Genomic DNA, 12,638 nt, shown 5'->3' with positions numbered 1-12,638 from the left:
TCAGTCCTCATTCCTTGCCGGGCTCGCCGGATTGGTAGGCGCATCGTGCGCCCATGTCTTGATCTCGTCGATCGCCGCGCGGACGAGTTCGATCTCGTGGTCGGCGGGGCCGCTCATGCAATTGAGCGGCACATGCACCGATGTCCTGTCGGCCTCCCAGCGGATGAGCGCAGGCGTCCTGCCCTGCGCGCGCACGTCGCACGGCATGTCCGTTCCGTTCCATTTGTGCGCGGGCTCAACAAGCGCGGCGATGCGGCGATAGCCAGTCGGTCCGGTCTCGATCCGCCGGTTTTCCGCCTGAGGGCCGGTACGGCGAACGGTCAGGATTCCATCGGGCGCGATCCTGATCGTCGTGATGGCACCCCACAGGCCGTAGCTGATGGTGATCGCGCCCGGCGCGGGCGCCGCAGCCAGCAAGGCGAGGCCCGCGAGGATCACGCCGCCTCGCGGATCACGTCGAGGAAGGCGTCGCCATAGGCCTCGAGCTTGCGAGCACCGACGCCGGTGATGTGCGCCAGCGCGGCGCGACTGGTGGGTTTCAAATTCGCCATGTCGCGCAGCACCGAATCGTGGAAGATCACGTAGGGCGGCACCTGCGCCTCCTGCGCGAGTTCGCGGCGCCTGGTGCGCAGCGCCTCGAACAGCGGATCGCCCGTCGGGTTCGCCACCTGCGCGCCGCGCCGCCGCCGCTCGCGCTTCGGCGCGACGATCAGCGAGACTTCGGCCTCGCCCTTCAGGATCGCGCGTGCCTCGGGGCCGAATTCGAGCCCGCCGAAATCGTTGGCGCGCAAGGCATCGCGCAACAATAGCGCGCGGCTGACCGGTTTGATGAGCGCGGCCTCCTCGGGGCTGGAAGCGATGCCGAACACGCTCAGCGCCTCGTGCCCGTTCATCAGGCTGCGCTCGGTCGACTGGCCGGTCAGGATGCTTTCGATATAGCCGACGCCAAAGCTTTGCCCCGTGCGAAAGACGGCGGAGAGGAATTTCCTCGCCACCTCCGTCGCGTCGATGGCGGCGGGGGGATTGAGGCAATTGTCGCAATTCCCGCAATTCGCGGGCGCATCGTCGCCGAAATGCTTGAGCAGGATGCGGCGGCGGCATCCGCTCGTTTCCACGAGCGCGCCGAGCGCGGTGAGGCGCGTGCGCTCGCCTGCCTGGCGGTGCAGTTCGACCTCGCCGATGCGCTGGCGCGCCTTGGCGAAATCGTCGGCGCCCCAGAACAGATGCGCGATCGAGGGGTCGCCGTCGCGGCCCGCGCGGCCGGTTTCCTGATAATAGCCCTCGATCGACTTGGGCAGGCCGGCGTGGGCCACGAAGCGCACGTCGGGCTTGTCGATGCCCATGCCGAAAGCGACCGTCGCGCAGATGATCATGTCCTCGGAGGCGACGAAATCGGCCTGGTTCCTCGCGCGCACGGCGGGGTCGAGACCGGCATGATAGGCGCGCACCTTGCGGCCGGTCTTCGCCAGCGCCTCGGCCAGCTTCTCGGTGCCGGCGCGGCTCTGGACGTAGACGATGCCCGGCCCCGGTTGTTCGGCGACGAGATCGGCGATCTGGCGGGTGACATTGTCCTTGGGGCTGATCCGGTACTGGATGTTGGGCCGGTCGAACCCCGCGACGATCATCCCATCGTGCGGGATGCCGAGCTGTTCGAGGATGTCGGCGCGGGTGTGCGCGTCGGCGGTCGCGGTCAGCGCGAGGCGCGGCACGTGCGGGAAGGCGTCGAGCAAAGGGCGCAGCAGGCGGTAGTCGGGGCGGAAATCATGCCCCCATTCGCTGACGCAATGCGCCTCGTCGATCGCGAACAGCGCGAGCTTCGCCTGGCTGAGCAGATCGCGGAACGCCCCGCCCGAGGCGCGTTCGGGCGCGACATAGAGCAGATCGAGCTCGCCGCGCCGGAAGCGCGCGATCGTCTCCATCTGATCGGTATCGACCGAGGTTAGCGTTGCCGCGCGGATGCCGATCGCGGTCGCCGCGCGAAGCTGGTCGTGCATCAGCGCGATCAGCGGCGAGACGACGACGCACGTTCCTTCCAGCACGACGGCCGGAAGCTGGTAACAGAGCGACTTGCCGGCACCTGTCGGCATCACCGCCAGCGTGTTTTCGCCCGCCAGCACGCGCGAGACGACCGATTCCTGCACGCCGCGGAAGCCGGGAAAGCCGAAGGTCGACTGGAGGATGGGAAGGGGATCGATCACGCGGCCCGCGTTACGCTCGCGAAGGCGCAGCTGTCGAGCCGCCTGCTACGAGCCCGTCGACCAGCAGCGTCAGCGCCGCGTCGACCGCCGCGCCTTCCAGCGGCGCGACGCGGCCGTCGAGCGCGAGCGTGGCGAGGCCGTGGACGAGCCCCCAGCACGCGAGCGTCGCCGGGGCGCTGGCGTGCGGCGCGATCGCGATCACGCGGCGCGACAGCACGTCGTAGGCGGTCTCTCCGGTGGGGATGCTGCCGCGCTTCTCGCCGGAGAACATCAGCCTGAACAGCGCCGGGTTGGCGAGCGCGAAATCGACATAGGCGCGGCCCTGCGCGATCACTGCCGCGCCGCCTTCGCCGCTCGCGTCGGCGGCCGCGAGGTGCTGATGCAGCAGCGTGAAGCCGTGATCGGCGACCGCCGAGAGCAGCGCCGCGCGGTCGGCGAAGTGGCGGTAGGGCGCCATCGCCGACACGCCTGCCGCGCGCGCGACTTCGCGCAGGCTCGGCGGTTCCTCGCCGGCGGCCAATTTCTCCAAGGTCGCGCATATCAGGGCCTGGCGCAGGCCGCCATGATGATAGGTCTCGGCCATGTTTACAACGTAAACTCCTCTTGTTATGTATGCATCGTACACATTGGAGATGGACGATGCAAAAGCCCGTGCGCGAATCGGTCGACCTGTCGGCATACCCGGACCTCGTCGTCATCCTGCTCGGCTTTCGCGTGCGACGGTGGCGCGGTATCCTGTCGCTGTTCAAGCTCGGGCCGGGCTTCGCCGCGATCAAACGTGACGTGCCCGACGGCCTGCTGCTCGACGAGAATTTCCTATTCGGGCTCAATCATCTCGGCATCCGGCAATATTGGCGGGATTACGAAAGCCTGGAGGCGTTCACGCGCAGCGCGCCGCATTCGATCTGGTGGCGCGATTTCCTGAAGGACAGCGGCGGCGCGGGCTTCTGGCACGAGACGTACCGCATGAAGGGCGGGATGGAGGCGGTCTATATCGACATGCCCAAGCCGATGGGCTTCGGCCGCTTCGCCCCGGCGCGCGACCCCAAGGGGCCGTTCATGACGGCGCGAGCCCGGCTCGGCCACGGCTGACGCTTGCGCGTACCGCCGCGCGCGGTGCAAGGGCGGCGGATGGCCGGCATCAAGATCACCGACAATCGCTTCGAACAGGAATTCGTCGCCGAGACGGAGGGCCGCCGCGCGGTCGCCGCCTATCAGCTCGACGACGGCGTGATGACCTTCACGCACACGCTCGTCCCCAAGGCGCTGGAGGGGCAGGGCATCGGCACGCGCCTCGTCCGCTTCGCGCTCGACGCGGCGCGCGACGAGGGGCTGAAGGTGCGCCCGATGTGCGCCTTCGTGCGCGCCTATATCGAGCGCCATCCCGAATATCGCGATCTGGTGGTGCGCTAGCGCAAATAGCCGCGTTTGACGAGGAATGCCTTCAGGCCCGCCGCATAATCGGTGTGGCAGGCGGCGAATGGTGAACGTGGCCGGTCACATCCGGTCGGGTGGGCAATCCGCATATCGACCGCCTTCAGAACCTGGGGCCAGACCTGCGCGAATCGGCCCAGCCGCGCGGCGTCGGCGGCATAGGCGGCACAGGCTCCGGCGGTGTCGGCCGTGCTTGCGACGCAAGCCTTGCGGACGCTCGCCAGATCGGCCGCGAAAAGTCTGTGAAACGCTGGATGAGCGGAAATGTCGATGGCAGTGCGCCCGCGGATCGTCATAATCCGCGGCGGCGGATAGCTGCCGGCATAGCTGCTGAACTGATAGAGAAAGGCGTCGTCCCGAAACACGAAGTCCGCGATGCCATCGCCGGTTTGGTCCTTGGGCCAGTCGGCCGGAACTCCGTCGAAGCTGCCAAAGGCGACCTTGCGAAAGCGCCCTTTATCCCGGAGCAGCCCGAACACGTCGTGGCAGCAATGGTTGCCGCCGGTAAAGCGCTGGACGACCACGCCATACTTTCCGTGGACCAGCGGGCCGATGCCGACCAGGGTCGACATTGTGATCGCGCAATCGGCGGGAAAGGTGACGGGTGTGGTTGCACGCGCAGAGATCGTGACCGTGCCGCCCTCGACATCCCGAGGTCTGGGGCCGCATCCGGAAAACCGCACGGTGATGCCGCCTGCCTGCCAGTCATGCGCGCGGCGGTCCTGCGTCACCTCGACGAATTTTCCGGGGGCACGCCCCGGCAATCCCGGCGCGTTCGCGACGACCAGCGACGAGAGCACCAGCAAACCCCATCGTGTCATCGCGCCTCATTCCGCCGCCAGCGTTTCCTCGGCGCGCTCCTGCGCCTGGCGGTTCCACATCTCCGCATAGAGCCCGTTCCGCCTGAGCAACTGGGCGTGGGTGCCGCGCTCCTTCACCTCACCCGCCTCCAGCACGACGATCTCGTCGGCGTGGACCACGGTCGAGAGGCGGTGGGCGATGACGATGGTGGTGCGGCCCTGTTCGATCGCCTGCAGCGTATCGAGGATCTCGCCCTCGGTACGGCTGTCGAGCGCCGACGTCGCCTCGTCGAGGATCAGCACCGGCGGGTTCTTGAGCAGGGTGCGCGCAATCGCCACGCGCTGCTTCTCGCCGCCCGACAGCTTGAGCCCGCGCTCGCCGACGCGGGTCTCGTAATGGTCGGGCTGGCGCTCGATGAAGCCGGCGATGGCGGCCCCGCGCGCGGCGGTGCGGATCTCGTCGTCGCCCGCGCCTTCACGGCCATAGGCGATGTTGTAGCCGATCGTGTCGTTGAACAGCACCGTATCCTGCGGGACGATGCCGATCGCGGCGCGCAGGCTTGCCTGCGTCACCTGCGAAATGTCCTGCCCGTCGATCGTGATGCGCCCGCCCGTCAGGTCGTAGAAGCGGTACATCAGTCGCGCGAGCGTCGACTTGCCAGCACCCGAGGGGCCGACCACCGCCAGCGTCTTGCCTGCCGGCACGTCGAGATCGATGCCCTTCAGGATCGGCATCCCGTCCTCATAGGCGAAGCGCACGTCCTCGAAGCGGACATGGCCGCGCGCGACCTTGAGCGGCTGCGCGCCGGGCGCATCGACCACCTCGCTCGGCGTGTCGATCAGGTCGAACATCGCGCCCATGTCGAGCACGCCCTGCCGGATGGTGCGATAGACCATGCCGAGCATGTCGAGCGGGCGAAAGAGTTGCGCGAGCAAAGTCGACACCAGCACGACGTTGCCCGCCGTGAAGCGCCCCTGCGACCAGCCCCACACGACCAGGGCCATGCCGCCGCCCATCATCAGATTGGTGATCAGCGCCTGGCCGATGTTGAGCCACGCCAGCGAGTTTTCCGACGTGACGGCGGCATTGGCGTAAAGCGTCATCGCCCGGTCGTAGCGTTTCGCCTCGCGCTCCTCGGCGCCGAAATATTTCACCGTCTCGAAGTTGAGCAGCGAATCGACCGCGTGCGCGACCGCGCCGGTGTCGAGGTCGTTCATGCGAGTACGCAGAGCCGCGCGCCAGTCGGTGACGGCGCGGGTGAACCAGATATAGGCGGCGACCATCACCAAGGTTCCGACCACGAGCCACAGCCCGAACTTGGTCCAGAAGATGCCGATGACGAGCGCCAGTTCGAGTACGGTCGGCGCGATGTTGAACAGCAGGAAATAGAGCATCGTGTCGATGCTCTTGGTGCCGCGCTCGACCACCTTGGTGACGGCGCCGGTGCGGCGTTCGAGGTGGAAGCGCAGCGAGAGCTGGTGAAGGTGGCGGAACACCGTCGCCGCCAACCTGCGCGTCGCATCCTGCCCGACGCGCTCGAACACGGCATTGCGGAGGTTATCGAACACGACCGAGCCGAAGCGCGCGGCCGCATAACCGATCACCAGCAGCACGATCAGCGTGGTGAGCGAGCGGTCGTTGGTCCCCATGCCGTCGACCGCGCCCTGCAGCGCGAAGGGCGCGCCGTAGACCTGCACCAGCTTCGACGCCACGACGAGCGTCATCGCGCCGACGATCCGCAGCCGCAGCGCGGGCGCATCGGCGGGCCATAGATACGGCAGGAAGCGCCGCATCGTCGGCAGCAACGGCCGCTCGCGGCTGGTCGGTTCGGAAGTGTCGGGAGGCATAGCGCAAGAATGTAGGCGCTGCGGCCCCTAACCGGAAGGCGGCACGGAACAAACGCCATGCTCCGGGGATTTTTACCGAGATCGGAGACGTTTATGGAACCGCTCTTCTACGTGATGGCGATCATGGGCTGTGGTGACGGACAGGCGGCGTGCGCGCAGGCGCGGGTCGAGACCGTGCAATATCGCTCTATCCGCGAGTGCCAGCAGGCGATGCCCGCTGTCCTCGCGCGCAATACCGATCTCGACTATCCCGAGGTGGCCGCAACGTGCCAGGCCCGCGGTGAACGCCTCGCGCAGGCCGGTCACGCGCGCCGCCGCGGCTGATTGTTTCGTCCCGCCCCGGCGTGATACCGGGAGCGGATGCGGATTGTCCTCTCCCTGTTGTTCGGCGCGATTGCCGCGTTCCTGATCATCATGGCTGTCGAGTGGGTCGACGCCTGGTTCTATCCGCTGCCGGGGCTCGCCGAGGGCTCTGATACCGATGCCGACGCGGCGGCGACGATCATCGCCACCATGCCGCTGCCCGCTAAGATCATCGTCGTCCTTGGCTGGCTGCTCGGCGCGCTCGGCGGCGCGTGGATGGCGCTCAGGATCAGCGACCGGCAATGGACCGGCTGGGTGATCGTCGCGGTGGTGATCGCCGGCGGCGTGACCAACCTCTTCGCGCTGCCGCATCCGCTGTGGATGCAGGCCTGCACGTTCCTGATGCCGATCGCGGGCGGGGCCATCGCGACGCGGTGGCACCGGAAATATTATCCGGGGGAAGCGCTTTTGGGGTAGCGTCGCCCCGGCGGAGGCCGGGGCCGTTACGTTTATGGCGAGCGGGCTGCCCCGAACACAGCGGCCCCGGCCTCCGCCGGGGCGACGGTCATTCCCGCCGAACGAGCAACTTATCGATCCGCCGCCCGTCGAGATCGACCACTTCGAAGATCCAGCCCTGCTCCACGAAGCTCTCGCCCTCGCCGGGGAGGTGGCGGAAGACCGAGAGGCACAGGCCCGCGACGGTCGCGTAATCGCGGTCCTCGGGAAGATCGATGCACAGTCGCTCGGCCAGCGCATCCGCCGCCATCTGCCCCGCCACCAGCAGCGAGCCGTCGTCGCGCTCCACCACCGAAGGGGCGTCGTTGGGGTCGCTGTCCGACAGGAATTCCCCGGCGATCGCGGCGAGCAGATCGGCCGGCGTCACGATGCCTTCGAAATGGCCGTATTCGTCGTGGATCAGCGCCATCGGCACCTCGGCCTGGCGCAGCGCGTCGAGCGCGTCCATCGCGTCGATCTGGTCGAGCACCACCGGCGCCCTGCGCATCAGCGCGCGCAGATCGAGCGGCTCGCCCTTGAACAGGGCGACAGCGATGTCGCGCGCCTGCACCACGCCGATGACGGTATCGACCGACCCCTCCGCCACCGGCAGGCGGCTGTGCGAGGCGTTCATCAGCGCGGCGCGCACGCCCGCCTCGTCGCCTTCGTCGCTCAGCGTCGCGTCGATCCACACGACGTCGGTGCGCGGCGTCATAACCTCGCGCACCGGGCGGTCGGCGAGGCGCACGACGCCCGAGATGATCGAGCGCTCATGCTCCTCGATCACGCCCGACTTGCTCGCCTCGGCGACGATGAGGTGAAGCTCCTCGGCGGTGACATGCTCCTCCGATTCGCGCTTCATGCCCATCAGGCGGAACAGCAGCCCGGTCGACGAATCGAGCAGCCACACGATCGGCGCGCAGACATAGGAGAGCGCGAGGATCGGCCCCGCCGCCAGCGCGGCGATCCGCTCCGGCGCGCGTAGGCCGATCTGCTTGGGGACGAGCTCGCCGACGACGAGCGAGAGATACGTCGTGATGCCGATCACGATCGCGAAGCCGAGCGTCTCGGCGGTTTCGGGCCGCAGCCCCAGGAACTGCATCCGCGCGCCGACCGGCCCGCCCAGGCTCGCGCCCGAATAGGCGCCGGAGAGGATGCCGATCAGCGTGATGCCGACCTGCGTCGTCGACAGGATCTTGCCGGGATCGGCGGCGAGCCGCAGCGCGGTGGCAGCACCCCGCACCTTCGCCCGCGCCATCGCCTCCAGCCGCGCACGCCGCGCCGAGACGATGGCGAGCTCCGACATCGCGAACAGGCCATTGATCACGATCAGCGCGAGGATGATCGCGACGTCGATCCAGGGAAAGGGGGGAAGGGGGTGCATGGCGCCTGATGGTTCTTTGACGCGAATCGGGCGCGGGTACAACAGTCCGTCTCAGGAACGGGTGCGCTTAGCGTCGCCCGGCGAAGAAATCGCGGAGCAGCCCGGCGGCTTCGCCCTCGGCGATGCCGGGATATATTTCCGGGCGGTGGTGGATCGTCGGTTGCGCGAAGAGGCGCGGGCCGTGCTCAACCGCGCCGCCTTTGGGATCGCTCGCGCCGTAATAAAGCCGGGCGATGCGGGCATGGGCGATGGCGCCCGCGCACATCGCGCACGGCTCCAGCGTCACCCACAGGTCGCAGTCGGACAGGCGATCGTCACCGATCGCGGCCGCGGCGGCGCGGATCGCCAGCATCTCCGCATGGGCGGTGGGGTCGTGCAGCGCGCGCGGGGCATTGGCCGAGGTCGCGACGATCTCTCCCCCGCGCACGATGACTGCGCCGACCGGCACCTCGCCGCCTTGCGCGGCGGCGGCGGCGGCATCGAGCGCGGCGCGCATGGGAGGCGGGACGGGGAACATGGGTTCCCCAATGCCAGCCTGTGCGCGACGCGGCTAGTTACTGCGCGGCGGCGGTGTTGGTCGTGCCGTCGCCGGGCTTGTTGACGTGGATCGACGGCACGGCGATGGTCTTCTGCGTGGTCGTGACGGTCGGCACGTCGACGGTCTTGTTCTCGGTGCCGAGCGAGATCGTCGCGACATTGGCGTGGACCTCGGGCGCGGCCCCGCCGGCCACGCTGACGGTGGGCAGCGAACCGGGCTTGGTCTGCAGCGTCATCATGCCGAGCGCCATCATGGCGATGACGATGATCGCGGCGATGCCGACAAGGGCGAGCAGGAAGCGCATGGGCGGTCTCCTAAAAGATCGAATCGTTACCGTAACCAACGCCGCATGCCCGCTATCGTTGCATCGGTGTTTTTGTTTCGCTCACGCGGATAAGCGGTGCCGGCCCGCTCCCCCACCCCGCCTCCCATCGGCATCATGAACTGGGAGGCGGGGTGGGGGAGCGGGCCGGCACCGCCACCGCGGTCCTGACTCATTTGGTTGACCTCCACGGCCAATCTGGTTATGCGCCCGCCCTTCAACGGGGATATCCCCGCTTTTTCAGGATTCGATCATGTCGCGTATCTGCGAGCTGACCGGCAAGGGCCGGATGGTGGGAAACAACGTTTCCCACGCCAACAACAAGACCAAGCGCACGTTCCTGCCCAACCTGCAGAACGTCACGCTGATGTCGGAAGCGCTGGGTTCGAGCGTGAAGCTGCGCGTCTCGACGCACGGCCTGCGTTCGGTCGAGCATGTCGGCGGCCTCGACAACTGGCTGATCAAGACCGGCAACGAGAAGCTCTCGCTGCGCGCACGCCGCCTGAAGCGCGACGTCGTCAAGAAGTTGGCCGGAACCCAGGCAGCCGCCTGAACCCTTTCGGGTTTGACGCGAATCAAGGCCCGCCTGCGCCCCCGCGCTGGCGGGCTTTTGCGCGTGGCGGCAGGTCGAGCCGAAACTTCAACAATAGGCTGCGCTGCAACGCAGACTGATTGTCGTCCGACACCAGCCACAGGATCGTCGCGCCGTTCGCGCGCGCGGCATACATGCCCTCGAAATTCTCGTGGATCAGCGGCGGGGCCAGCGTCGCGATCTCCGTCCCCCGCACCAGCGCACCGGGACGAATCGCCGCCGGATCGATCACCACCAGCTTGCTCCAGAAGGCGAAGGGCGGAACGAAGCGGCGGTTGAGGACGATCAGCCGCCCATCGGGCAGCACCGCGATATCGGTGGGATCATAGAGCGGCGGCGGCGCATAGCCGAAGCGATAGCCCCGGCCGGGCGCGCGAATCGGATCGCCGGTGAAGCGGATGGCGGGTCGGCGGCCGGGCACGGCATGCTTGTCCGGCTCGAACTCGGCGATCGTGATCGCGCCGCCGCCGGGCAGCATCGTGAACGCTTCGGGGCCCCCGTTGATATTCCAGTCCTGCATCGCGCGCGGTGCGGCGTGGTCGATCAGGCGCGTCATGTCCGCCGAATAGCGCCAGAAGGCGTTCGCGCCCTCGAACCCGGCGATCATGCTGCCGTCTTTCGGATCGGCCGACATCGATTCGCTGTCGCGGTCCTCCTTGTCCCAGCCCCGGCCCGGACCTGCCGGCAGATCGCCGAACCAGACGTCGTGCGCGCGGCCCCCGGCATCGAGCGCGAAGCGGACGATATTGCCGCCGTCGCTCAGCAGCGTCAGCCGCCTGCCGTCGCCGTGCAATGCCGAGAAGCCGCCGAAGGCATGGTCCGGGCTGGTCAGCCGCACGCCGCCGATGAAGGTCAGCGCGCCGACGCGGCGCAGTCCGGGGCGATTCGCATCGAGCTGAACGTGCTGCGTCCAGACGACCGGTGTCGCGCCCATCAGCGGCAGGCGCGGCGACCCGCTCCACGACGGCAACAGCAGCAGCAAAAGCAGGCAGGACAGCAGGATACGCACCGCCCAGCCCTGCGCGAGCGCGGCGTCCGGTGCAATGTGAACGATGAACGGCGGATAACGGAGGTGTTCAGCACTGGCTCAAGGCGAGTCGGCCATAACGGCACCATCGACGACGCGGTGGCGAGTCGGGGCATCCGCCCGCCAAGCACCCGCCGCCGAGTTGTTGAAACGTTTTTTCGGGAGACTGACGATGTTGAAGAAAGTTTCGCTCGCCGTTGCCGCCATCGCCATGACCGCAGGTGGCATCGCCGCGACCCCCGCCTCGGCGCAATATTATGGCGGCGACTATCAGGGTGGCCGTTACGACCGTGGCTACAACGATGGCTACCGCGGGTATGACCGCGGCTACGACAACCGTGGGTATGATCGTCGCGGCTATTACGACGACCGTGGCGGCTATGACCGCCGGTATTACAACGACAACCGCCGCTACCGCTCGAACCGCTGCGACAATACCGGCGGCACGATCCTCGGCGCGATCGCCGGCGGCCTGCTCGGCAGCGCGGTGGCCGGGCGTCGTGACCAGGGCCTGGGCGTCGTGCTCGGCGCAGGTGCGGGTGCGCTGGCCGGCAACTCGATCTCGCGGTCGAACAACCGCTGCCGTTGACGGGTGAAGGGGGCGGAGCCATCCGCCCCCGGTCGCCCGCAGGGCGATCACCCGGCCGCGTAGAGATCAGAATCTTCCTCCCCGGTGGCGTATCGGGAGGTGGCGGAGGGCCGGTGCCGAAAGGCGCCGGCCCTTTTGCTGTCGGCCGCAAGCGCGGAGCAATCCGCGCTGGTCGCGCGAAGCGCGAGCGGCCGACACGGACGGCGGACGCGCTGGCGCGATCCGGCCGACGAGGCAGCGGCTTTGCCGTCGCCAACCGTTCTTGTAAGTTCGCCGCCGGCAAAGCCGTCGGCCGGGTTCGGCTTGGCGCCGACCCGCCGGCCGTGCCGGGCAGTGCGCTCTCGCGCACCGGCGCGGGCGTGGCCGCGCCTCTGCCCGTCAGTACATATGCTGCCCGCCGTTGATCGACAGCGTGGACCCCGTCACGAAGCCGCCGTCCTCGGAACACAGGAACGCCACGCCGCGCGCGATCTCGTGGGCCTGGCCCAGGCGGCCGACCGGGATCTTGGCCACGATCTTCTCCAGCACGTCGGCCGGCACCGCCGCGACCATGTCGGTGTCGATATAGCCCGGCGCGATCGCGTTGACCGTCACGCCCATTTTCGCACCTTCCTGCGACAGCGCCTTGGTGAAGCCGTGGATGCCCGACTTGGCGGCGGCATAGTTCACCTGGCCGTATTGCCCGGCCTGGCCGTTGATCGATCCGATGTTGACGATTCGCCCCCATTTGCGCTCGCGCATGCCCGGGAACACCGCCTTGGCCATGTTGAAACAGCCGCCGAGGTTGGTATCCATGACCTGCTTCCACATATCGTAGGTCATCTTCAGGATCGTGCCGTCGCGCGTGATGCCGGCATTGTTGACCAGGATATCGACCGGGCCGAGTTCGGCGGCGACCTTCTCCACGCCCGCCAAGCACGCCTCGTGATCGGAAACGTCCCATTTGTAGGCGGAGATGCCGGTGCGGGCGGTGAACTCGCGCGCCTTTTCGTCATTGCCGGCGTAATTCGCGGCGACGGCGACGCCCTGTTCCTTCAGCGCGAGGCTGATCGCCTCGCCGATCCCGCGGGTTCCACCGGTTACGATCGCTACGCGTGCCATGCATGAC

General features: G+C 68.0%; 17 protein-coding genes. 6 read left to right on the top strand and 11 right to left on the bottom strand.

What is annotated here, in order from left to right:
- From Q5H94_RS16245 to Q5H94_RS16235, 3 genes are read right to left on the bottom strand one after another with little or no spacing between them, the layout of a single operon-like run.
- A complete protein-coding gene (locus tag Q5H94_RS16245) occupies window positions 1-438 on the bottom strand; it encodes a hypothetical protein (RefSeq protein ID WP_304562346.1) in 438 nt (145 codons plus the stop codon).
- Window positions 435-2,198 carry a DNA helicase RecQ gene (recQ, locus tag Q5H94_RS16240; protein WP_304562345.1) on the bottom strand — a complete coding sequence of 588 codons (1,764 nt, stop codon included), beginning with the start codon at window positions 2,196-2,198 and terminating at the stop codon, window positions 435-437. The genes Q5H94_RS16245 and recQ overlap by 4 nt, the downstream gene beginning before the upstream one ends.
- Window positions 2,199-2,208: 10 nt before the next feature.
- The gene (locus tag Q5H94_RS16235; RefSeq protein ID WP_304562344.1) at window positions 2,209-2,781 is read right to left on the bottom strand and encodes a TetR/AcrR family transcriptional regulator; all 573 of its coding nucleotides are present in this window, start codon (window positions 2,779-2,781) and stop codon (window positions 2,209-2,211) included.
- Window positions 2,782-2,837: 56 nt separating this feature from the next.
- On the opposite strand from Q5H94_RS16235, the gene Q5H94_RS16230 reads away from it, so the two are divergent.
- Together Q5H94_RS16230 and Q5H94_RS16225 are read left to right on the top strand one after the other, a co-directional pair.
- Window positions 2,838-3,290, top strand: coding sequence for a DUF4188 domain-containing protein (locus Q5H94_RS16230; RefSeq protein ID WP_304562343.1), 453 nt, complete (start codon window positions 2,838-2,840; stop codon window positions 3,288-3,290).
- A gap of 39 nt (window positions 3,291-3,329) precedes the next feature.
- Window positions 3,330-3,611, top strand: coding sequence for a GNAT family N-acetyltransferase (locus tag Q5H94_RS16225; protein ID WP_304562342.1), 282 nt, complete (start codon window positions 3,330-3,332; stop codon window positions 3,609-3,611).
- On the opposite strand, the gene Q5H94_RS16220 is transcribed toward Q5H94_RS16225, so the two are convergent.
- Both Q5H94_RS16220 and Q5H94_RS16215 read right to left on the bottom strand, forming a co-directional pair.
- Entirely contained in the window at window positions 3,608-4,432 is an 825-nt protein-coding gene (locus Q5H94_RS16220; protein ID WP_304562341.1) for a hypothetical protein, read from the bottom strand. The two genes, Q5H94_RS16225 and Q5H94_RS16220, sit on opposite strands and share 4 nt — an antisense overlap.
- Before the next feature lie 27 nt (window positions 4,433-4,459).
- The gene (locus Q5H94_RS16215) at window positions 4,460-6,280 is read right to left on the bottom strand and encodes an ABCB family ABC transporter ATP-binding protein/permease (RefSeq protein ID WP_304562340.1); all 1,821 of its coding nucleotides are present in this window, start codon (window positions 6,278-6,280) and stop codon (window positions 4,460-4,462) included.
- A gap of 93 nt (window positions 6,281-6,373) precedes the next feature.
- On the opposite strand from Q5H94_RS16215, the gene Q5H94_RS16210 reads away from it, so the two are divergent.
- Window positions 6,374-6,604 carry a hypothetical protein gene (locus tag Q5H94_RS16210; RefSeq protein ID WP_304562339.1) on the top strand — a complete coding sequence of 77 codons (231 nt, stop codon included), beginning with the start codon at window positions 6,374-6,376 and terminating at the stop codon, window positions 6,602-6,604.
- Window positions 6,605-6,640: 36 nt separating this feature from the next.
- On the top strand, window positions 6,641-7,060 hold the full coding sequence (locus tag Q5H94_RS16205) for a hypothetical protein (RefSeq protein WP_304562338.1): 420 nt from the start codon (window positions 6,641-6,643) through the stop codon (window positions 7,058-7,060).
- An 88-nt stretch (window positions 7,061-7,148) separates the two neighbouring features.
- Here Q5H94_RS16205 and Q5H94_RS16200 read toward each other — a convergent pair whose 3' ends face one another.
- From Q5H94_RS16200 to Q5H94_RS16190, 3 genes are all read right to left on the bottom strand, one after another.
- Window positions 7,149-8,462 carry a hemolysin family protein gene (locus Q5H94_RS16200; protein WP_304562337.1) on the bottom strand — a complete coding sequence of 438 codons (1,314 nt, stop codon included), beginning with the start codon at window positions 8,460-8,462 and terminating at the stop codon, window positions 7,149-7,151.
- 67 nt (window positions 8,463-8,529) lie between these two features.
- A complete protein-coding gene (locus Q5H94_RS16195) occupies window positions 8,530-8,958 on the bottom strand; it encodes a nucleoside deaminase (protein WP_304562460.1) in 429 nt (142 codons plus the stop codon).
- Between the two features lie 58 nt (window positions 8,959-9,016).
- Window positions 9,017-9,304, bottom strand: coding sequence for a hypothetical protein (locus Q5H94_RS16190; protein ID WP_304562336.1), 288 nt, complete (start codon window positions 9,302-9,304; stop codon window positions 9,017-9,019).
- Between the two features lie 271 nt (window positions 9,305-9,575).
- Here Q5H94_RS16190 and rpmB point away from each other — a divergent pair, with 271 nt between their 5' ends.
- Window positions 9,576-9,875: a 50S ribosomal protein L28 gene (gene rpmB / locus Q5H94_RS16185; RefSeq protein ID WP_304562335.1), complete on the top strand. Its 300-nt coding sequence runs from the start codon at window positions 9,576-9,578 to the stop codon at window positions 9,873-9,875.
- A 22-nt stretch (window positions 9,876-9,897) separates the two neighbouring features.
- Here the strand turns inward: rpmB and Q5H94_RS16180 are convergent, their stop codons facing one another.
- On the bottom strand, window positions 9,898-10,923 hold the full coding sequence (locus tag Q5H94_RS16180) for an esterase-like activity of phytase family protein (RefSeq protein ID WP_304562334.1): 1,026 nt from the start codon (window positions 10,921-10,923) through the stop codon (window positions 9,898-9,900).
- 67 nt (window positions 10,924-10,990) lie between these two features.
- Window positions 10,991-11,377, bottom strand: a complete 387-nt coding sequence (locus Q5H94_RS20545) for a hypothetical protein (protein ID WP_431312183.1) — start codon at window positions 11,375-11,377, stop codon at window positions 10,991-10,993.
- 12 nt (window positions 11,378-11,389) lie between these two features.
- On the opposite strand from Q5H94_RS20545, the gene Q5H94_RS20540 reads away from it, so the two are divergent.
- On the top strand, window positions 11,390-11,530 hold the full coding sequence (locus Q5H94_RS20540; protein WP_431312182.1) for a glycine zipper 2TM domain-containing protein: 141 nt from the start codon (window positions 11,390-11,392) through the stop codon (window positions 11,528-11,530).
- Between the two features lie 378 nt (window positions 11,531-11,908).
- On the opposite strand, the gene phbB is transcribed toward Q5H94_RS20540, so the two are convergent.
- Window positions 11,909-12,631, bottom strand: a complete 723-nt coding sequence (gene phbB, locus Q5H94_RS16170) for an acetoacetyl-CoA reductase (RefSeq protein WP_304562332.1) — start codon at window positions 12,629-12,631, stop codon at window positions 11,909-11,911.
- Window positions 12,632-12,638: the final 7 nt, after the last annotated feature.

This window comes from Sphingomonas immobilis, from assembly GCF_030580995.1.
In the GTDB taxonomy this organism is placed as follows: domain Bacteria; phylum Pseudomonadota; class Alphaproteobacteria; order Sphingomonadales; family Sphingomonadaceae; genus Sphingomonas; species Sphingomonas immobilis.
The sequence above is the reverse complement of the archived record's forward strand: the minus strand, read 5'-3'. Positions and strand labels throughout refer to the sequence as shown.